Source organism: Streptomyces sp. NPDC030799, assembly GCF_055572255.1.
Window position 1 is genome coordinate 58,886 of sequence record NZ_JBVIDS010000021.1, and the last position, 20,140, is coordinate 79,025.

Sequence of the window (20,140 nt, forward strand, 5' to 3'; positions counted from 1 at the left end):
ATGCAGGTCACAGGCTTGCGGTGAGATGGACGGGGATGCCGTTCAGGACAGCGTTGCCCGAGAGCGGGTCGAGGAGGCTGCCGTCGAGGAGCTGGTTGACGTTGACGCCAGGGGCCTTCACGGCGTGGCTCAGCCGGGTTCCGGCGCGGTCGTGACCCCAGCCGTGCGGCAGGCTCACCACCCCGGGCCGTACGGCGTCGGTGACCTCGGCCGGGGCCAGCACCTCTCCTCCGGCGCCCTTGACGCGGACGTCCGCCCCGTCCCGGACGCCGAGCCGGGCCGCGTCCTGCGGGTGGATGTGCAGGGTGCAGCGGTTGGAGCCGCCGGTGAGGGCGGGCACGTTGTGCATCCAGCTGTTGTTGGAGCGGAGGTGCCGGCGGCCGACGAGGACCAGCCCCTCGGGGCGCTCCCGCAGGGCCGCACGCAGCCGGGGCAGGTCGGCGGCGATCGGGTCGGGCAGCAGCTCGACCTTGCCGCTGCGGGTCTTCAGCGGCTGGGGCAGGCGCGGGCGCAGCGGGCCGAGATCGATGCCGTGCGGGTGCGCGAGGAGCCTCGCCAGGGTGAGCCCGTCGGCCCGGGCGCCGAAGCCGTCGCCGTACGGGCCGAGGCGGAGCATCAGGTCGAGCCGCCGCTCGGGGCCGGTCTCCCCGGTGAGCTGACCGGCGAGTTCCTTCGGGTCGCGGCCGTGGACCGGTGAGTGCTGCTCCGACACGGCCTTGCCGAGGGTCTGGTCGATGACCATGGCGTCGACGACGGACGGGTCGGCACCGTGCATGCCGGTGGCGGCCAGGATCAGCCGGGCGAGGATCTCGGACTCGGCCATGCGGCCGGGCTCCAGCGGGACGGCGGGGCGTGTGTAGCGGACCTGGTTGCGTACGGCGAGGGTGTTGAAGGCGAAGTCGTGGTGCGGGCTCTGGGAGGGCGGGGGCGGGGGCAGTACGACGTGGGCGTGGCGCGAGGTCTCGTTCAGGTAGGGGTCGACGCTGACCATGAAGTCCAGGGACTGAAGCGCCTTGTCGAGGCGGTCGCCGTCGGGTGCGGACAGCACCGGGTTGGCGGCCACCACGATCAGCGCGCGGACCCGCTCGCCCTCGTCGGTGGCGGTGTCGATCTCCTCGGCGAGCGCGGAGAGCGGCAACTCCCCCTTGACCTCGGGCAGTTGACGCACCCGGGAGCGCCAGCGGCCGAGCGTGAAGCCGCGGCCCGGACCCGCCGGCCGGGGCGTCCTGTCGGTGGCGGCCTGCGGGAAGAGGGCGCCGCCGGGGCGGTCCAGATTGCCGGTGAGGATGTTGAGGACGTCCACCAGCCAGCTGGCCAGGGTGCCGTGCGGGACGGTGCAGCTGCCGATGCGGGCGTAGACGGCGGCGGTGGGGGCGGCGGCCAGTTCGCGGGCGAGGGTGCGGATGACGTCCGCGTCCAGGTCACAGGCCCCGGCGACGGCTTCGGGGGTGAAGTCCCGCAGGGCGGCGCGCAGTTCCTCGACGCCGACGACATGCGCGCCCAGGTCTTCCAGGTCGGCCAGCCCCTCCTCGAACAGCACGGTCGCCATCGCCGCGAGCAGCAGGGCATCGGTGCCGGGGCGGATCGCCAGGTGCCGGTCGGCGAGCTTCGCGGTACGGGTGCGGCGCGGGTCCACCACGGTCAGGTGACCGCCGCGGGCCTTGAGCGCCTTCAGCTTGCCGGGGAAGTCCGGGGCGGTGCACAGGCTGCCGTTGGACTCCAGGGGGTTGGCGCCGATGAGGAGCAGGTGGTCGGTGTGGTCCAGGTCGGGTACGGGGATGGCGTTGGCGTCGCCGAAGAGGAGCCCGCTGGAGACGTGTTTGGGCATCTGGTCGACCGTGGAGGCGGTGAACAGGCTGCGGGTGCGCAGACCGGCGAGGAGGACCGGTGGGTAGAGGGCACCGGCCATGGTGTGCACGTTGGGGTTGCCGAGGACCACGCCGACGGAGTCCGGGCCGCACGCCTCCACGACCGGGCGCAGACCGGCGGCGACCGCGTCGAAGGCCTCCTGCCAGGTGGCCTCGCGCAGTTCGCCGTCCCGGCGGACGAGCGGCGTGCGCAACCGGTCGGGGTCGGAGTCGACGGCCGCGAAGGAGGCGCCCTTGGGGCAGATGAACCCCTTGCTGAAGACGTCCTCGCGGTCGCCCCGGGCGCCGGTGACGCGGGTGCCTTCGATGCTGAGGGTCAGGCCGCAGGTGGCCTCGCACAGGGGGCATATGCGCAGGGCGGTGCGGGACACGGGTCCTCCCGGGGGGTCGGCGGCGGTGCCGGTGGGCGCGGACGGCTCGGGGTGAGCATACCGACCGGTATGCATGGAGGGGAGGTCTTCCCGTCCGGGGATTTCGGGCGGAGGTCAGTCGAGCACGCGCGCCAGGTACGCCCGCAGCAGCTCCCGTGTCTCCGTGATGATCGCCTCGTCCCCGTCCGGGTCGGTCCGGAAGGCCAGCTGGACGAGGGTGTCCGCGCTCTCCACGGCGACCAGGAAGACCCGGCGCAGCTCGGCGTCGGGGGTGCGGTCCAGATGGCCGGAGAGCAGCTTGGTGAGCCGGTCGGCGACGCGGGTGTTGGGCTCGGCCTGGCGGACGCCGACCGGTATCTGGTTGCCGAAGTCGACCAGGGAGAAGCCGGGCGCGGTGCGCTTCATGGCCAGGTACTCGTCGAGGACCGCGTCCATCGCGGCCCGCCAGTCGCCCTTGTGCGCCTTCTTCAGCCGCTCGGTGACGCGCTCGGTGTACCACTCCAGGTTGCGCTGGGCGAGGGCGTCGGCCATCTGCCGCTTGTTGCCGAAGAACCGGTAGACGGAGCCGATGGGCACACCGGCGCGCAGGGCGACCGCGCGGGTGCTCAGGGCGTCGTAGCCGACCTCGTCGAGGAGTTCGGCGCAGGCGTCGAGGATCCTGGTCAGCCGTTCGGCACTGCGCCGCTGGACCGGCGCGCGGCGGAGCGATGTCGCATGGGGCACGGACTTCATGATGCCTCTCCGCCGCGGTCGGGTGAACCTCACCCTCCCGTACGGACACGGTTGGCCGGTGCACTCATTTCCCGGTGGCCGGGGTCGTCGTACCGGACGACACCGGCGCCGCCTGCGAGACCGTTATGTCGGCGGTGCTCTGCACCGGTTCGCCGTGTACGGCCCACACGGTGCCGTCGTCGGCGTACAGGCGCGCGGTGACGTGGTGGGTGCCGTGCGGGACGAGGCGGTCGGGGAGACGGAACCGGGGGAAGCGCAGCCGGGTGACCCGGCGGCCGTCGACGAAAAGGTGGGCGAGCCCGCGTCCGGTGACCGCCGCCGGCCGGGTACCGGGCGCGGAGCAGCGGAACCGGTGGAAGGTCAGCCGGACGTCCCAGCCGCCGCCCGTGTGCGGGGTCACTTCGACACCGACCTGGGGCGCGTTCTTCGGGTCGACCTCGCGCAGGTGCCGGCCGGTGCCGTCGGTGGCGTCCAGGACCTTGCCGACGGGCGAGGGCGAGATGGTGCCGGCCCGGGAGTGACCGCTCGTGCAGCCCGCCGCGCCGAGCGGCAGCAGGACGCACGCCGCGAGCACGGCGAGCGTTCTGCGGATCCATGACGTCATGAGCATGCCCAGGAGGGTAGAACAACGCCCCGGTGCCCCGAATCCGCCTCAAGTCGGGTTCCGGCCACTCCGTGGAGTCCCTCGGACGTAGTACCCCTGCCCCCTTGCGCCCGCCTGCGCTCATTCCTACGGTGTTGCATAGGAATCAGGGAGCGCAAGGGAGCGATCATGAGCGGGGACGCACGGAAGACCGCCGAGGGGCTGTCGTATCTGACCGGGTTCGGCAATGAACACGCCTCGGAGGCGGTGCCGGGCGCCCTGCCCGAGGGCCGCAATTCGCCTCAGCGGGCACCGCTCGGGCTGTACGCGGAGCAGCTGAGCGGTACGGCGTTCACCGAGCCGCGGGCGCACAACCGCCGCTCCTGGCTGTACCGCATCCGCCCCTCGGCCGCGCACCCGGCGTTCACCCGCACCGACAACGGCGCGATCCGCACGGCCCCCTTCACCGAGACCGTGCCCGACCCCAACCGGCTGCGCTGGAACCCGCTGCCCGAGCCGCCCGCGGGCACCGACTTCCTGGCCGGCCTGTGGACGCTCGGCGGCAACGGCGACGCGACCCAGCGCACCGGGATGGCCGTGCACCTGTACCACGCCAACGCGTCGATGGAGCGGGTCTTCTCCGACGCCGACGGCGAGCTGCTGATCGTGCCGGAGCGCGGCGGGCTGCTGCTGCACACCGAGTTCGGCCGGCTCCATGTGGAGCCCGCACATGTGGCGCTGATCCCGCGTGGGGTGCGCTTCCGTGTGGAGCTGCTGGACACTGCATCGGACGGCGGGCAGAGCCCGACGGCGCGCGGCTATGTGTGCGAGAACTACGGAGCGCCGTTCCAGCTCCCCGACCTCGGCCCGATCGGTGCCAACGGCCTCGCCAACGCCCGGGACTTCCGGGCGCCGGTGGCCGCGTACGAGGACATGACCGGCCCGGTGGAGGTCGTGAACAAGTACTGCGGCAACCTCTGGACGGCCACCTACGACCACTCCCCGCTCGACGTGGTCGCCTGGCACGGCAACCATGTGCCGTACGTCTATGACCTTCGCCGTTTCAATGTGATCGGCACCATCTCCTACGACCATCCCGACCCGTCCATCTTCACGGTCCTGACCTCTCCGTCGGACACCCCCGGCCTGGCGGGCGTCGACTTCGTCGTGTTCGCGCCGCGCTGGCTGGTGGGCGAGGACACCTTCCGGCCGCCGTACTTCCACCGGAACGTGATGAGCGAGTACATGGGCCTGATCGAGGGCGCCTACGACGCGAAGGCGGAAGGGTTCGTGCCCGGCGGTGGCTCACTGCACAACATGATGTCGGCGCACGGACCGGACCGGGAGACGTTCGACCGGGCGAGCGCGGCCGAGCTGAAGCCGCAGAAGGTCGACGACGGGCTGGCGTTCATGTTCGAGACCCGCTGGCCGGTGACCCTCACCCCGCACGCGGCCGACGCCGACCACCTCCAGCAGCGCTACGACGACGTGTGGCAGGGGCTGGAGCGCCATTTCCGCGCGTGACGCCACCTGTGTTGCGTCGCACGCTCATCGACAGGTACGGATAGCCGCGTGACCTCCTTCGCCCCGGATTCGATCGTCCTGAACCGCAAGCTGCCGCTGTGGTACCAGGTCTCGCAGTCGCTGCGCGCCTCGATACTCGGCCGCTCCCCCGAGGACCCGCTGCGGCTGCCCACGGAGGAGCAGCTGGCGGAGCACTACGGCGTGAGCGTGCTGACCATGCGGCAGGCGCTGAAGGAGCTGGAGGACGAGGGGCTGATCAGCCGGCACCGGCGGCGCGGCACGTTCATCGAGCCGGACGCCCGGCGGGGCGCACCGGTCCGCCTGCTCGGCTCGGTGGACGCGATCGTGGCCCAGCAGTCCGGCATGACGACGGAGCTGCTGGACCACGGCCCGGTGCCCGTGCCGCCCGGTCTCGCCGAGTACTTCCCCGACCTCGCGGAGGTGGCGGCGTACCACCGCCTGCGCTGCGACGAGAAGACGGGCGAGCCGACCAACCACGCCGTCAACCACATCCGCCCCGAACTCGCCACGGCCATCGACCTGGACGATCTGATCCGCTGGCCGATGACCAAGGTGCTGCGGGATGTGGTCGGGGCCGACATCAGCCGCATCACTGACACGGTGGAGGCACGGCTCGCGGATCCGGAGACGGCACGGCTGCTCCAGGTCCCGCTGCTCAGCCCGATCCTGCACTACACCGGCGTGACGTACGACGCCGAGGGCAGGGTGCTGGACGTGGCGGTCATCCACTACCGGGGGGACCGGTTCGCGTTCACCGTCACCCTGGACGCGACCTGACACCTCTTCTGCGTCAGGTCGTACGATGCCCTGCGTGACGCACGACGACGCTCCGCTGCTGGCGGACCTCATGCCGTGGTCCGTCGCACCGCTGCGGCCGGGCCGCGCCTGGCCGACGGCACCGGATGCCGGCTCGCTGAAGGCCCGCTGGGACGCCCTGCTGAAGGCCGAGGGCCCGCACCGGCGGACCCTGTTCGGGCCGACCCGCTCCCGGACCCTCGACTCGGCGGTGGGTCAACTGCCCGGCCAGTCCACCGGCACCGAGCGGCTGGCCCGCGCCGAGGGTCCCTGCGCTGAGCCGGTCCGCGTCCTGGCGGCGGCCTTCGACGAGCAGTGGCTGATCCCGGACCACCGGCTGATCGACACGGCCCGCCCGGAACTGTGGCGGGTGGCGGACGGACACCAGGTCTTCACGGTGGAGACGGGCGACGCGGACACACCGCTGCTGGCCACCTCGCTGCTGCCCGCTCTCCGCCCCGGCCGCGTCCGCCCCCTCTGGCGCCGCCCCGGCGCCGCCGAACCGAACCTCGCCCCGGGCCTGCTGGACCACCTCTCCTCCCGTCTGTCCGACCGTCCCACGGCGCCGGACGTGCTGGCGTGGATCCTGGCGACGATCCGTCCGGACCTCACCGTGCCGCTCACCCATGACACCGGTCTGTGGCGGGCCGGCGTCGAGCTGGGGCACCGCATGCTGTGGCTGATGCGCCGCGACGGCGAACGTCCCAAGCTGCCGGGGGGCCGCCGCCCCTACGTCCGCGCACCGCTGCCGGCCCGGCCGCTCACCCTGCACTACGACGAGGAGGAAGAAACCCTCCACCTGGACGAGGGCCGCATCTCCCCCGTCCCGCCGCAGGCCTGGGCCTACGAGGTGGCCGGAGTCCGGGTCCTGGAGTCCTGGTTCACGGCCCGCACCGCCCCGGCCGATCCCGGCACCCTCACCGCGATCCGTCCGGCGACCTGGCCGCAGCCCTGGACGTCGGAACTCCTCGAACTGATCACGGTCCTTGCCCTGCTGGCGGAAGTCCGCCCGCAGCGGGCCGGCTTGAAGGTGACGTCAGCGGTCACCGGGAGCGAGCTGCGCGAGGCGGGCGTCCTGCCGGTACCGGCCTCCGCCCGCCGCCCCGCCTCGGTCCTGGGCCACCACGAGGAGGGCCCGGAGGGCCAGTTCGCCCTGATCTGACGGCGACGCGCAGCGACCTGCAGCCGCGCGCCCCCGGGTCCGCACCCGCCGGACCGCCCCGGCTAGCGCGGCGAGAACGCGTCCAGCACCCGCTGCAACGCCCGCTCGAACACCGCCTCCAGATCGATCGGCCCCGGATCCTCCGCGAAAGCCGCCGCCATCCTGGGATATGCGCCTGAGGCGATCTGACTGCCCAGGTAGGCGATCCGTACCGCGTGCTCCTGCTCCTCGGACCACGGCAGGGCGCGTACCCGCTCCGCGGTGTCGAGCTCGTTGCGGACGTAGGTGGTCACCACCCCGTTCAGCATCGCGATCAGCTCCAGCTTCGTCCCGTACGACGCCTCCAGCGGATCCAGGCAGGCCAGGCAGTGCTCCAGATAGCGCAGCGCATGCGGGCTGAAGCCGTACACCGGGGACATCAGCCGCGGCAGCCAGGGGTGCCGGTGCATCAGCGCGCGCGTCTCACGGGCCATCCGGAGCAGATCCGCCCGCCAGTCCCCGCTCGGCTCCCACCGGACGTGCTCCGCGCTGGCCGCGTCCACCATCAGCTCGTACAGGTCCTCCTTGCGGGGGACGTAGTTGTACAGCGACATGGTGCCGCAGCCCAGCTCGGCCGCGACATGCCGCATCGACACCGCGTCGAGCCCCCGCTCGTCGGCGATCCGGACGGCGGCCGCCGCGATGTCGTCGCGGGTGTACGCCGGCTTCGGACCCCGGCCGGTGCGCTCGGGGCGCGCCCAGATCACTTCGGGGACGGCCCCTCGGACTGCCATCGATCATCACCTCGGACACCATCCTAGTTACGTACAGCGTACGTAGTGCGGTATGGTCGCGGCATGACAACTACGTACGCTGTACTTAGTGAGGGACTGGAGAAGCGCTTCGGTGAGGTGCACGCCCTGCGGGGCCTGGATCTGGCCGTCGCCGAAGGGACCGTGTGCGGGCTGCTCGGGCCCAACGGGGCCGGCAAGACGACGGCCGTACGGCTGCTGACCACGCTGCTGCGGCCGGACGCCGGTTCGGCGCGGGTCGCCGGACACGATCTCGTCCGCGAGGCGGCGGCCGTACGTCGCCGGATCGCCGTCACGGGGCAGTACGCCTCGGTCGACGGCGACCTCACCGGCCGGGAGAACCTGCGGCTGTTCGCCAGGCTGCACCGGGTGCGCGGGCCGGCCACCCGGACCGACGAGCTGCTGGAGCGCTTCGGCCTGACCGAGGCCGCCGGCCGCAAGGCCTCGACCTACTCCGGCGGCATGCGGCGCCGGCTGGACCTCGCGGCCAGTCTCATCCGCCACCCCGGCGTGCTCTTCCTGGACGAGCCGACCACCGGACTCGACCCCGCCAGCCGCGCCCGCATCTGGCAGGCGGTGCGCGAGCTGAAGGCGGACGGTACGACCGTGCTGCTGACCACCCAGTACCTGGAGGAGGCGGACCAACTCGCCGACGACATCGCCCTGGTGGACCGCGGACGCGTCGCGCACACCGGCTCGCCCGCCGAGCTCAAGGCGCTCGTCGGGTCGTATGCGGAGGCCGTGGTGGCCGACAGCAGTGCGCTGGCGCAGGCCGCGGGTGTGCTCGATCGACTGACCGGCACCGCACCGGTGTTCGATCACGAGCGCAACGCCGTCGGTGCCGTCACCACCGACGCGACGCTCACCCTGCCGCGCCTGGTACGCGAACTCGACGCGGCGGGCGTGCCGTTGCTGGACGCGAGTCTGCGCCCGCCCACCCTCGACGACGTGTTCCTGAGGCTCACCGGGGCGTCCGGCGACGAGTCCGACGACAGCAAGGAGCTTGCCGCATGAGCACGTTGGCGTACGACGGCCTGGCGATGACGGGACGACAGCTGCGCCGGGTCCGCAACAATCCGGGCCTGGCGGTCCTGACCCAGATGATGCCCGTCAACATGCTGCTGTTCTTCGGCTATGTGTTCGGCAGCGCGCTGGCGATGCCCGGCCGCGAGTACCGGTCCTTCCTGGTGCCGGGGCTGCTGGTGGCTACCGCGGCCGGCGGGCTGATGACCGGCATGTTCCAGGCCGCACAGGACACCCACCGGGGCGTGATGGACCGGTTCCGCACGATGCCGGTGAGCCGGGCCGCCGTACCGCTCGGACAGGCGGTCGCCGACCTCGTCGTCACCCTTGTGGGGACCGTGCCGCTGCTGCTGGTCGGGCTCGCGGTGGGATGGCGGATCGAGGGATCGGCGATCGACGCGGCCGGTGCGGTGGGGCTGCTGCTGCTCTTCCGGTTCGCGTGCACCTGCGCCGGGATCTTCCTCGGGCTGCTCACCCGCAGCGAGGACGCCGCCGGGCAGCTCGGCGCCTCCTCCTTCGTGCTGCCCCTGCTGTCCAACGCCTACATCCCGACCGGCAACCTGCCGGGCTGGCTGCGCACGCTCGCCGAGTGGAACCCGATCAGCGCGGTGACGACCGCCCTGCGGGACCTCTTCGGCAACGCACCCGTGCCACCGGACTCCGCCTGGCCGGTGGCCCACCCGGTCGCCGGGTCGCTCGCCTGGAGCCTCGCCCTGACGGCGGTGTTCCTGCCGCTCGCGGTGCGCCAGTACACACACGGGGAGCGCTGAAGAAGCACTGAGGGCTGTCGGGCTGCTGACAAAACCGCCGGTCACAGGCCATGATCCGGCCATGGAACAGCCCACGGGCCAGCCCGCGCCCCAGCAGCCCCTGCCCCTTGCGGGCATCACCGTCGTCGCCGTCGAACAGGCCGTGTCCGCGCCCTTCGCGACCCGGCAGCTCGCCGACCTGGGCGCCCGGGTCATCAAGGTGGAGCGGGTCGACGGCGGCGACTTCGCGCGTGGTTACGACACGGCGGCCCGCGGTCTCGCCTCGCACTTCGTGTGGTGCAACCGCGGCAAGGAGTCCCTGGCGCTGGACCTGAAGGACCCGCGCGGCCTGGACGCCGTACGGCGGCTGATCGCGGACGCGGACGTGTTCGTGCAGAACCTCGCCCACGGGGCCGCAGCCCGCCTCGGCCTGGACGCGCCCACGCTGTGCGCGGCGCATCCACGGCTGATCGCCGTGGACATCTCCGGGTACGGCTCCCTCGGTCCGTACGCGGACAAGAGGGCGTACGACATGCTCGTGCAGTGCGAGGCGGGGCTCGTGTCGGTGACCGGGACTCCGGAACAGCCGGTGAAGGCGGGGATCCCGGCGGCGGACATCGCGGCCGGGATGTACGCGTTCTCGGGCGTCCTGGCGGCTCTGGTACGGCGGGGGACGACCGGGCGGGGCGGGCCGGTGGAGGTGTCGATGCTGGAGGCGCTCGCCGAGTGGATGGGGCATCCGCTGCACCATGCGATGCATGGGGGTGAGCCCCCGGCGCGCACCGGCCTCGCGCACGCCGTCATCGCGCCGTACGACGCCTATCCGACGGCGGACGGCGGACGGGTGCTGCTGTCGGTGCAGAACGACCGCGAGTGGCGGCGGCTGGCCGAACAGGTCATACGACGCCCGGAACTAGGAACGGATCCGGCGTACGCAACGAACGCGGCACGGGCCGCGAACCGGGAGAAGACGGACGACCTGGTGGCGCGGGTGCTCAGCACACTGGACGCCGACGAGGCGCTGGCGCGGCTGGAGCAGGCGGGCATCGCCTGTGCCCGGCTCAGGGATGTGCACGAGCTGGCGCAGCATCCGCAGCTGGCGGCCCGGGAGCGGTGGCGTGAGGTGGGATCGCCGGTCGGGCCGTTGAAGGCGCTGCTGCCTCCCATCACACTGCCGGGCGGGGACGAGGCACGGATGGGTGAGGTGCCCGCGCTCGGGCAGCACACCGAGGCGCTGCTGCATGCCGTGGGGATGACGGACGACGAGATCGCAGCGATGCGCCGGGACGGTGTGGCGGCCTGAGCGCCGACATCCCGCGAGCGGACTCAAGGGGGCGGCTCGGGGCCGCTCAGTGTCCGCCGAACAGCGAGCGACGCAGCCGGCGCAGTGGCGCGAACAGGGAGACACGGCTGACCCGCTTGCCCCGGTCGCTGCGCTGGTGCGGCGTGTCACGCGCCGTCAGCTCGCGCATCAGCGAAGTCGCCTCGACCGTCTCCCTCTGCGGTATGGCGGGACCCGCCAGTACCGACAGATGGCGGTCGAGGCGCGAACTGGTCGCGCTGCTCCCGCAGGTGATCGCAGGGACCCTGGCCCTGCTGCGCACTGTTATCTGTTCCATGTCACTCCCCACCCGTACGAGTCCACCCGGCCCGGGCAGGGTAACCCTATCGCCCCAGCGGGGCACGCGTGTATCTCGGCCACAGGATTCACCTTCCCTGCAAGGCGGTTGACCATCCCTCGCTGACTACTCTCCGAATCCGACCGATTTCAGGGTGAGTTGGACAAGGGGCTGACTCGTGGGTTGCGCTGAGCCACCGTCAGGTTCGACGGTTACAGCGAGTGACGTCGAGGACGTGTCGAGACCCTTGGCGACCAAGGGCGTGTCGCCCGCGAAGAGCCCCAGGGAGCGCGGTCCTGCGCCGGGGCGCACGAGCCAGAGCTGGTGGACGCGGCCGCCGGACGGGGCGCCGTATCCGCTGAGGGTGACGACGGCTTCCCGCTCCGATGCGGAAGCGATCACTCCGATACCGCGGCCCTGAGCGTCCTCGCTGGTGGTGGCCCGGGCGTCGGGTGCGGCCAGAACGTGGGCGATCTCACGCGCCCGGGACCGCTCCGCGTCCAGCCGGTCCTGGCTGCGGTGCGCCTGGACCGCGAAGAGGGAGGCGACGACGAGGGCCGCCGCCGCGGTCGCCGTGGCGAGCGGCACGAACAGGGGGCGCCTGCGGGGCGTACGGGTGCGCCCCGGCGGGGGCTGGGTGCCCCAGACGTGCGGCGGCAGCTGGGGCGTGCGCTCCCGGGCCGGCGCCTGGGCCTGTTCCTGGGGGGTGGTGCGCACGGCGGCCAGCACCCGCTCGCGCAGTCCGGCGGGCGCGGGAGCCGCTGTGGACCAGGCGAGCCGTACGGCGTCCTCCGCGAGGTCCCGCACCTCGGCGGCACAGCGGTCGCAGCTCTGCAGGTGTTTCGCGAATCTGCGCCGCTCGCCCGCGTCGAGGGCGTCGAGCGCGTAGGGCGCGGCGAGGGAGTGCAGGTCCTCGCGGCGCAGCAGTCGGCCGAGGATGCTCATGCGGCGCCTCCCAGGCACTGGCGGAGCCGGGTGAGCCCGTCGCGCATCCGTGTCTTGACCGTGCCGAGCGGCAGCGAGAGCCGCTCGGCCACCTCACGGTAGGTGTAGCCGTCGTAGTAGGCGAGGGTCACGGACTGGCGTTGCAGGTCCGTGAGCCGGCGCAGGCAACGGCGCACCCACTCCCGCTCCATGCCGGCCTCGACCTCCTCGGCGACCTGGTCGAAGGCCGGCTCCCCGGCGCGCAGGGCCTCCCGCTGCTCGCGTTCGCCGGCCGCGCGGGCGCTGCGCACCCGGTCGACGGCGCGGCGGTGGGCGAGGGTGAGGATCCAGGACAGCGCGCTGCCCCGGCCGGGGTCGTACCGGGCGGCCGAGCGCCACGTCTCCAGCAGTACCTCCTGGGCGACCTCCTCGGACTGGGCGGGGTCGCGCACCACCCGTCGTACGAGTCCGTACACCGGCCCGGACACCAGTGCGTACAGGTCCTCGAACGCCCGCTGGTCGCCGCCCGCGACGAGCACCAGCAACTCGTCGGCCTGCATGCGGGTCCCCTCTCCGTGGCCGCAGCCGGCCCTTCCGCGCACTCCACGCATCCGCACGAACGCACACCTCCGGCGGGTGATACGGATCGCCGGGCGGAAAACGCGGGTCGGGAAGGACCCAAAAAATTTTCTCCGGCCGACCCATCCGATCCGCGCTCCGGCTCCGTATACCCCTCCGTCAAAGGCAAGTCGGCACTGAGGACGGACGGCATGACACCTCTCTTCTCCAGGAGCGGCACGGGACGCACCGGGCTGGTCACGCTCATCTGCGGTGCGTTGGCCGCCGGAGGGCTCACCGCCGCCGGCGCCGCCGCGCTGGCACCCGGGGCGGCCTCCGCCTCCTCGCACCGGGAGGCCCCGCTGATCTCGGGGACCCCGCAGTACGACAACACCGACCTGTACGCGTTCGTCAGCCCGGACAAGCCCGACACCACGACGATCGTGGCCAACTGGATCCCGTTCGAGGAGCCGGCGGGCGGCCCGAACTTCTACACGTTCGCCGACGACGCCCAGTACGACCTGCACGTCGACAACAACGGTGACGCGCAGGACGACCTGGTGTTCCGCTACACCTTCACGACCCACACGAAGAACAAGAACACGTTCCTGTACAACACGGGGCCGGTCACCAACCTGGCGGATCCCGACCTCAACATCACGCAGACGTACGACATCGAGCTGCTCCGGCTCAAGCACGGGCACGCGGTGTCGAAGACGAAGGTCGCGGACGATGTGCCGGTGGCGCCGTCGAACGTCGGCAAGGCCTCCATGCCGTACTACGGCAAGCTGCGCGACCAGGCCATCTACAAGGCGGCGGGCGGCACCACGACCTTCGCCGGGCAGGCGGACGACCCGTTCTTCGCGGATCTGCGCGTCTTCGACCTGCTGTACGGCGGCAACCTCAGCGAGGTCGGCCGGGACACCCTGAAGGGCTACAACGTCAACACCATCGCCCTGCAGGTGCCGAACGACCTGATCCGGGAGTCCGCCGGGCAGCCGGTCGTCGGAATCTGGTCCACCACCCAGCGCCGCAACGCGCAGGGCTACTACACCCAGGTCTCGCGCCTCGGCAACCCGCTGGTCAACGAGGTGGTCAACCCGCAGAAGGACAAGGACAGGTTCAACGCCTCCGAGCCCGCGTACGACGCCCAGTTCCTGAAGAACGTCACCAACCCGGAGCTGCCGAAGCTGATCGAGTCGATCTACAAGATCAAGGCGCCGGCCGAGCCCCGCAACGACCTGGTCGATGTGTTCCTGAAGGGCGTGAAGGGCCTCAACCAGCCCCCCAAGGTACGCCCTGCGGAGGAGCTGCGTCTGAACACCTCCATCAAGCCGAGCATGCATCCCAAGCGGCTGGGTGTCCTGGACGGCGACAACGCGGGCTTCCCGAACGGGCGGCGGCTCACCGACGACGTGATCGACGAGGCGTTGCAGGTCGTCGAGGGTGAACTGGTCGGTTCGAAGAACGACTTGGGTGACGCGGTGGACAAGAACGACAAGGGCTTCGAGAAGTACTTCCCGTACGTCGCCGAGCCCACCTCCGGTTCGCGCGGCCCGCTGGCCAAGGGGACGACCGCGGGCACGGACGTGCGCAGCCAGCTGGGCGACGCCCTCCAGCCCGCCGGGTCCTCCGGCGGCTCCGGTTCCGGCAACACGGTGCTGATCGCCGCTTCGGCGGCCTCGGGTGCGGCCGGAATCCTGCTGATCGGCACCGCCGTGGGGTGGTGGCGCCGGCGCATCCGGCGCCCCTACTGACCCCACCCACCCCGACCGGCGCGGCCCGTATCCCCCTCCCCCCAGCGCGGGCCGCGCCTTCCCGTTCCGACCAGCAGCAGGCGACCGAGGAGAGGGCATGTCTCCGCGTACGAACGACGACGAGGCCGGCGAGCGGCAGGTGAACACGGAGGTGGGCAAGACAGCGCCACGTCCCGCCGCAGCCTCCGCCGCCTCCGGGACGGGCACCGAAGGAGGCAGGCCCGGCTCCGAGGAGTCCTCGGCCCCCGGCGCCGACGGGCGTGTGGTCGCCCTCCGGCGGTTCGCGGCCGCCGGGCGGCGCTGGCGCGGCGTGCAACTCGTCGGCTGTGCCGCCCTGTTGGCGATCGCGCTGACCGGCGGGGCGATCGCCGTGGGGGCGGACGGGACGCCCACCACCGTGCCGGCCGCCTCCACGGCTGTGGACCCCGGTGTCCTGGGCGGCGGTGACCTCGACGCGAGCATCTCCGCGCTGCAAAGTCATCTGCGCACCCAGCCCAAGGACTCCAGCAGTTGGGCCACCCTGGGCCTGGCCTACGTCGAGCAGGCGCGGACCAAGGGCGACCCCTCCCGGTACCCGCAGGCGGAGCGGGCGCTGCAGCGCTCCCTCGCACTCGCGCCGGACAACGACCAGGCGCTGGCCGGCCGTGCGGCCCTCGCCGCCGCCCGGCACGACTTCAAGCACGCCCTGGCCTATGCGGAGGAGGCGCTGCGGCAGAACCCGTACAGCGAACGCGCGCTGTCCTCCCGTATCGACGCCCTGGTCGAACTCGGTCGGTACGCCGAGGCCTCGAAGGCGGCCGGGACGGCCGACGCCCGCAAGCCGGGCGTGCCGGTCTTCACGCGGTACGCGTATGTGCACGAGCTGCGCGGCGATGTGACGACGGCACGCCGCGTCCTCCGGCAGGCACTGGCCGGAGCGACGTCGGCGGGCGACGTCGCGTACGTGGCCGCCCAGCTCGGCCAGCTCGCCTGGAACCAGGGCGACTACAAGACCGCGCTCACCTGCTACGCCCGTGCCCTCGCCGCCGATGACACCTATCTCCCCGCGCTGGAGGGCCGGGCAAGGGCGCAGGCGGCCGACGGCGACCGTGCGGCGGCGATCAAGGGGATGGAGACGGTGGTGTCCCGCTATCCCCTGCCGGGACCGCTCGTCGTACTGGGCGAGCTGTACGAGGCGCGGGGTGCCGCCGGTGACCGGGCCCGGGCGCGGCGGCAGTACGCCCTGGTGGACGCCTGGATCGCGCTGGCCCGCGCCAACGGCGTCAACGCCGATCTCGACACCGCGCTGGCCGCCGCCGACCACGGCGACAAGACGGCCGCCCTGCGCGCGGCCCGCGCCGAGTGGGCCCGCCGGCACACCGTGCACACCGCGGACGCCCTGGCCTGGGCGCTGCATGTGAACGGCCACGACGCCGAGGCCCTGCCGTACGCGCGCCGGGCCACCGCCACCGGGTATCGCAACGCCGCCTTCCTGTACCACCGCGGCATGATCGAACTGGCCACGGGACACCGCACGGCCGGCCGCGCCTCCCTCACCTCGGCCCTGCGCCTGAATCCCGGTTTCTCCCCGCTCGGCGCGGCCGAGGCCCGCAAGGCGCTGGAGGCCGCGAAGTGAAGCTGCGTCCCCCGATGTTGCGCCTCCCCTTCCTGCTCCTCGCCATGAGCGCACTCGCGCTGCTGCCGGCCGCCCCGGCGAGCGCACACCCGCTCGGGAACTTCACCGTCAACCGCTACGACGGTCTGGTTGCCGCCCCCGGGCAGCTGCGCGTGGACCATGTGGAGGATCTCGCCGAGATCCCGGCGACGCAGGCCAAGCCGGACATCGAGCGGCTGGGCATGACGCAGTGGGCCCGGCAGCGCTGCGCGCAGGCCGCTCGGGGCAGCGAGGTGACGGCGGGCGGGCACCGGGTCCCCCTCACGGTGCGGGAGAGCAGGGCCGGCCTGCGCCCCGGGCAGGCCGGTCTGAACACGCTGCGGGTCGAGTGCCGTTGGACCGCGTCGCTTCCCCGGACCGGTTCGGTCGCCCTCGGCTTCCGCAGCGCGACGAACTGGTCCGGCCCCGGCTGGCGGGAGATCACCGCGCGCGGCGACCGCATGACGCTCACCGCGACGGACGTTCCGAAGACATCTGTCTCACACGAACTGACCACGTATCCGAAGGACCTGCTGTCCTCCCCGGCCGACACCACCGCCGCCTCCGTGCGGCTGCGCCCCGGCGGCCCGGCGCTCGCCGAGGAGCGGCAGCAGGCGCCGGGCGCCGCCGTCCTGCCACGGGGTGCCGACCGCTGGACCCGCGCGCTGGACGACCTCGTGGCCCGGCACGACCTCACCGTCGGTTTCGCCGCGCTCGCGCTGCTCGTCGCGGTCGTCCTCGGCGCGATGCACGCGCTCGCGCCCGGCCACGGAAAGACCCTGATGGCCGCGACGGCGGCGGCGCGCGGTGGCCGGGCCCGCCCGCGTGACGTGCTGCCGCTGGCCGCCTCGGTCACGGTGACCCACACCCTCGGCGTGGTCGCCCTGGGCCTGCTCGTCACGGCCGGCTCGGCCGCCACCCCCTCGGTGATCGCCTGGCTGGGTCTGGCGAGCGGCGCCCTGGTACTGGCGGCCGGCGCCAACCTCGTACGGCGGGCGTGGCGCAACCGGGCCCCCGCGCATGCGCACGCACACCACGGTTCCGACCATGGGCATGTGCACGCACACCACGGTTCCGACCACCACCATCACCACTCTCACCATGGTGAGCACACCCATGGGGAACACGCCCACGGGGTGCACACCCACACGCACGGTGGCCATACCCACTCCCACCCCACCGCCCCCACCCTCCGGGGCACGATCCTGCTCGGCTTCGCCGGTGGGCTGGTGCCCAGTCCGTCCGCCGTGGTCGTCCTCGTCGGCGCCGCCGCGCTCGGGAAGGCCTGGTTCGGGCTGCTGCTCGTGGTGGCCTACGGTGCCGGGCTCGCGCTGACACTCACGGCCGCCGGGTTCGCCGTGGTCCGGCTGGGCTCGGGGATGACCCGGGTGCTGGAGCGGCGCCCGCGCTGGACCGCCCATCCGCTGGCCACCCTGGTGCGCCGGTCCGTGCCGCTCGCGTCCGCGCTGGTCGTCCTGGCCCTGGGCGCGGGATTGGTGGTGAGGGGGGCCGCATCCGCACTCGGCTGAGCTACTTTGGTGACACATCACGCGACTTGGGGGGCGCCCGTGTCCGAAGAGCCGGGCCGCGACCGTGTGATCGCGGGCCGCTACCGTCTGCTGTCCCCGCTGGGCGAGGGCGGCATGGGCACGGTGTGGCGCGCCCGGGACGAGGTGCTGCACCGCGAGGTGGCCGTCAAGGAGGTGCGGGCCCCGGCCGGGCTGCCGGCCTCCGACGTGGAGCGGATGTACGCACGCCTGGAGCGCGAGGCATGGGCGGCGGCACGGGTCGCCCACCGCAATGTGGTCACGGTGTACGACGTGGCGCTGGAGGCCGGCCGGCCGTGGATCGTGATGGAGCTGGTGCGCGGGCTGTCGCTCGCCGACCAGCTGGAGGCTGAGGGCCCGCTGTCGCCGCAGCGGGCCGCGCACATCGGCGCGGAGGTACTGGCCGCGCTGCGCGCCGCGCACGCCGCCGGGGTGCTGCACCGGGACGTGAAACCGGCCAACGTGCTGCTCGCCAACGACGGCCGGGTGGTGCTGACCGACTTCGGGATCGCGTCGGTCGAGGGCAGCTCCGCGCTGACCATGACCGGCGAGGTGATCGGCTCGCCCGAATTCCTCGCCCCCGAGCGGGCCCTGGGGCGCACGCCGGGACCGGAGTCGGATCTGTGGTCGCTGGGAGTGCTGCTGTACGCGGCCGTGGAGGGTGTCTCGCCGTTCCGGTACGACACCCCGCTGAGCACCCTGCGTGCCGTGGTGGAGGACGACTTGCCGCAGCCGCGCAGGGCCGGGCCGCTCGCCGCAGTCATCGAGGGGCTGCTGCGCAAGGACCCCGCCGAGCGCACGGCCGCCGAGCGAGCGGAGGACGAGCTGCGGCTCGTCGCGGCTGGGGGTGCCCCCTCCGGGGGAGGAACGCCCTGGAGGGCCCCGATGCCGGTGCCGCCGTTCACCGCGCCGACGGCCGCGGACCGGTACGAGGAGCCGTCCGCCGAGCCCTCCCCCGCTCCGCCGACGCCCCTGCCGGCCAGCACGACGTCCGGGGAGCCGGTCCGCTCCCGGCGGACCGGTCCGGTGCTGGTGGCGGGGGTCCTCGCGGTCGTGCTCGCGCTGGCGGGACTGACGTACGCACTGCTGAACCGCGACAACGGCGACGGTCACGGGAAGGAGAGCGGCGCGCGGGCGAGCAGCAGCGCGCACGCGCCGACCGCACACAGCAGCACCGACTCGCACACCAGGGCGTCGCCGGCCCCGAGCGGCAGCACGTCGTCGAGCACCCCGCCGGCGCAGTCCGTGCGCGTCACCGTGACCGGCGCGCACACGGCGTACTCCGGGAGCTGTCCGCCGCCGGCCGGGCAGACGCCCTCGTTCACGGCGACGTTCACGGTGGGACGGGTGCCCGCGCAGGTGGAGTACCGGTGGGTGACGACGCGCGGGTCGGTGTCGGATCCCGGGTGGCGGACGCTGTCGTTCGCGGACGGCGGCGGGAAGAGCCGGCAGGTGCGGGTGACCCTGACGGTGTACTCCGGCGCGGGCACGACCGCGGACCAGGTCGGTGTGAAGGTGCGCGCTCCCGTGCAGACCACGTCGAACGCCGTCCCGTTCTCGGTGACCTGTACGACGGCTACGGCGACGGAGACCCCGTCGGGCGGGGCCTCCGCTTCGGCGTCGGGCTCACCGGAAAGTTCACCCTGAGGGGTGAGCCCTTTCGGTCACGCGTTGTTCGTGAGCACCGGCAGATAGCCGCCGGACTGGCCGGCCGCGGTGGGGTGGTACGACTCGCCGATGTCGAGCCAGTTGACGCTGTGCAGCCAGGAGTCGCCGGAGCAGATCTCGTGGCTGGAGAACGCGGTACGGACGTCGCCGAAGACGAAGCCGTGGGCCTGGGCTCGCTTCTGGACGGCGGCGTCGAGGTAGTCGGCCGCGCCGTTGATCGCGGACCGCTTGGTGTCGGAGAGCCCGAGGCAGGTCTGGCCGAGCAGGTAGAAGCGGGGGTAACCGAGCACGACCACCCGGGCGTTCGGGGCCTTGGCGCTGATCGCGTTGTAGACGGTGTCCAGCTTGCCGGGGAGCGTGGAGTCGACGTACGCCTTGGCGGTGTTGATCCGGTCGAGGCAGGCGCTGTCGGACTGGATCACACAGGTCGTCATGACGTCGGAGAACCCGGCGTCGTTGCCGCCGATGGTGAGGGAGACCAGTGAGGTGGCGGAGTTCAGCGAGCCGAGCTGGTTCGCGAGTACGTCGTCCGTCTTGGCGCCCGAGCAGGCGTTGAAGGCGAACGAGGACGGGCTGTGGGCGGCGTTCCACAGGTAGGGGTACGCCTTGGTGCTGCGGTCGCAGCCGCCGCTGGAGCTGATGTAGCTGCCGGCGCCGACTCCGGAGGCGTAGGAGTCGCCGAGGGCCACATAGCCGCCGGACACGGCCGTCGAGGACGCCTGCGCCGAGGCGGCCCCGGTGAGACCGAGGCCGGCGGCGAGGAGGAGTGAGATAACCAATCCGGTAAGTCGGGAACGTCTCATGGAACCTCCCTT

Annotated in this window: 18 protein-coding genes; 10 read left to right on the forward strand and 8 right to left on the reverse strand. The window is 72.6% G+C overall.

What is annotated here, in order from left to right:
• Window positions 1-7: 7 nt before the first annotated feature.
• From ACZ41I_RS39275 to ACZ41I_RS39285, 3 genes are all read right to left on the reverse strand, one after another.
• A complete protein-coding gene (locus tag ACZ41I_RS39275) occupies window positions 8-2,239 on the reverse strand; it encodes a molybdopterin oxidoreductase family protein (RefSeq protein ID WP_468516388.1) in 2,232 nt (743 codons plus the stop codon).
• A gap of 114 nt (window positions 2,240-2,353) precedes the next feature.
• Window positions 2,354-2,971, reverse strand: coding sequence for a TetR/AcrR family transcriptional regulator (locus ACZ41I_RS39280; protein ID WP_363214991.1), 618 nt, complete (start codon window positions 2,969-2,971; stop codon window positions 2,354-2,356).
• A gap of 64 nt (window positions 2,972-3,035) precedes the next feature.
• Complete coding sequence (locus ACZ41I_RS39285) at window positions 3,036-3,581, reverse strand: hypothetical protein (protein WP_363214992.1); 546 nt, start codon at window positions 3,579-3,581, stop codon at window positions 3,036-3,038.
• Window positions 3,582-3,743: 162 nt separating this feature from the next.
• Between ACZ41I_RS39285 and hmgA the strand changes: the two genes are divergently transcribed.
• From hmgA to ACZ41I_RS39300, 3 genes are read left to right on the forward strand one after another with little or no spacing between them, the layout of a single operon-like run.
• A complete protein-coding gene (gene hmgA, locus ACZ41I_RS39290; protein ID WP_468516389.1) occupies window positions 3,744-5,078 on the forward strand; it encodes a homogentisate 1,2-dioxygenase in 1,335 nt (444 codons plus the stop codon).
• Window positions 5,079-5,126: 48 nt separating this feature from the next.
• A complete protein-coding gene (locus tag ACZ41I_RS39295) occupies window positions 5,127-5,876 on the forward strand; it encodes a GntR family transcriptional regulator (protein WP_468516390.1) in 750 nt (249 codons plus the stop codon).
• A 25-nt stretch (window positions 5,877-5,901) separates the two neighbouring features.
• Window positions 5,902-7,056 (forward strand): type ISP restriction/modification enzyme, encoded by a 1,155-nt coding sequence (locus ACZ41I_RS39300; protein WP_468516391.1) that lies wholly within the window; start codon window positions 5,902-5,904, stop codon window positions 7,054-7,056.
• A gap of 62 nt (window positions 7,057-7,118) precedes the next feature.
• On the opposite strand, the gene ACZ41I_RS39305 is transcribed toward ACZ41I_RS39300, so the two are convergent.
• A complete protein-coding gene (locus tag ACZ41I_RS39305) occupies window positions 7,119-7,829 on the reverse strand; it encodes a TetR/AcrR family transcriptional regulator (protein WP_399775702.1) in 711 nt (236 codons plus the stop codon).
• Window positions 7,830-7,892: 63 nt separating this feature from the next.
• On the opposite strand from ACZ41I_RS39305, the gene ACZ41I_RS39310 reads away from it, so the two are divergent.
• The 3 genes from ACZ41I_RS39310 (at window position 7,893) to ACZ41I_RS39320 (ending at window position 10,922) form a co-directional block, all read left to right on the forward strand.
• Window positions 7,893-8,861, forward strand: coding sequence for an ATP-binding cassette domain-containing protein (locus ACZ41I_RS39310; RefSeq protein ID WP_468516392.1), 969 nt, complete (start codon window positions 7,893-7,895; stop codon window positions 8,859-8,861).
• A complete protein-coding gene (locus ACZ41I_RS39315) occupies window positions 8,858-9,640 on the forward strand; it encodes an ABC transporter permease (RefSeq protein ID WP_363214998.1) in 783 nt (260 codons plus the stop codon). The genes ACZ41I_RS39310 and ACZ41I_RS39315 overlap by 4 nt, the downstream gene beginning before the upstream one ends.
• Window positions 9,641-9,701: 61 nt before the next feature.
• Window positions 9,702-10,922 (forward strand): CaiB/BaiF CoA transferase family protein, encoded by a 1,221-nt coding sequence (locus ACZ41I_RS39320; protein ID WP_468516393.1) that lies wholly within the window; start codon window positions 9,702-9,704, stop codon window positions 10,920-10,922.
• A 46-nt stretch (window positions 10,923-10,968) separates the two neighbouring features.
• Here ACZ41I_RS39320 and ACZ41I_RS39325 read toward each other — a convergent pair whose 3' ends face one another.
• The 3 genes from ACZ41I_RS39325 to ACZ41I_RS39335 all read right to left on the reverse strand — a co-directional run bounded on the left by ACZ41I_RS39325 (window position 10,969) and on the right by ACZ41I_RS39335 (window position 12,722).
• Window positions 10,969-11,238, reverse strand: a complete 270-nt coding sequence (locus tag ACZ41I_RS39325) for a hypothetical protein (protein WP_363215000.1) — start codon at window positions 11,236-11,238, stop codon at window positions 10,969-10,971.
• 126 nt (window positions 11,239-11,364) lie between these two features.
• Window positions 11,365-12,183 (reverse strand): anti-sigma factor, encoded by an 819-nt coding sequence (locus tag ACZ41I_RS39330; RefSeq protein WP_468325705.1) that lies wholly within the window; start codon window positions 12,181-12,183, stop codon window positions 11,365-11,367.
• Window positions 12,180-12,722: a sigma-70 family RNA polymerase sigma factor gene (locus tag ACZ41I_RS39335; RefSeq protein ID WP_363215002.1), complete on the reverse strand. Its 543-nt coding sequence runs from the start codon at window positions 12,720-12,722 to the stop codon at window positions 12,180-12,182. The genes ACZ41I_RS39330 and ACZ41I_RS39335 overlap by 4 nt, the downstream gene beginning before the upstream one ends.
• A gap of 210 nt (window positions 12,723-12,932) precedes the next feature.
• Here ACZ41I_RS39335 and ACZ41I_RS39340 point away from each other — a divergent pair, with 210 nt between their 5' ends.
• The 4 genes from ACZ41I_RS39340 to ACZ41I_RS39355 all read left to right on the forward strand — a co-directional run bounded on the left by ACZ41I_RS39340 (window position 12,933) and on the right by ACZ41I_RS39355 (window position 19,304).
• Entirely contained in the window at window positions 12,933-14,477 is a 1,545-nt protein-coding gene (locus ACZ41I_RS39340) for a DUF4331 domain-containing protein (protein ID WP_399775695.1), read from the forward strand.
• Between the two features lie 97 nt (window positions 14,478-14,574).
• On the forward strand, window positions 14,575-16,092 hold the full coding sequence (locus ACZ41I_RS39345; protein WP_468516394.1) for a tetratricopeptide repeat protein: 1,518 nt from the start codon (window positions 14,575-14,577) through the stop codon (window positions 16,090-16,092).
• A 14-nt stretch (window positions 16,093-16,106) separates the two neighbouring features.
• Complete coding sequence (locus tag ACZ41I_RS39350; protein ID WP_468516431.1) at window positions 16,107-17,639, forward strand: HoxN/HupN/NixA family nickel/cobalt transporter; 1,533 nt, start codon at window positions 16,107-16,109, stop codon at window positions 17,637-17,639.
• 39 nt (window positions 17,640-17,678) lie between these two features.
• Window positions 17,679-19,304 (forward strand): serine/threonine-protein kinase, encoded by a 1,626-nt coding sequence (locus ACZ41I_RS39355; protein WP_399775691.1) that lies wholly within the window; start codon window positions 17,679-17,681, stop codon window positions 19,302-19,304.
• A gap of 17 nt (window positions 19,305-19,321) precedes the next feature.
• Here the strand turns inward: ACZ41I_RS39355 and ACZ41I_RS39360 are convergent, their stop codons facing one another.
• Window positions 19,322-20,128, reverse strand: coding sequence for an SGNH/GDSL hydrolase family protein (locus tag ACZ41I_RS39360; protein ID WP_468516395.1), 807 nt, complete (start codon window positions 20,126-20,128; stop codon window positions 19,322-19,324).
• Window positions 20,129-20,140: the final 12 nt, after the last annotated feature.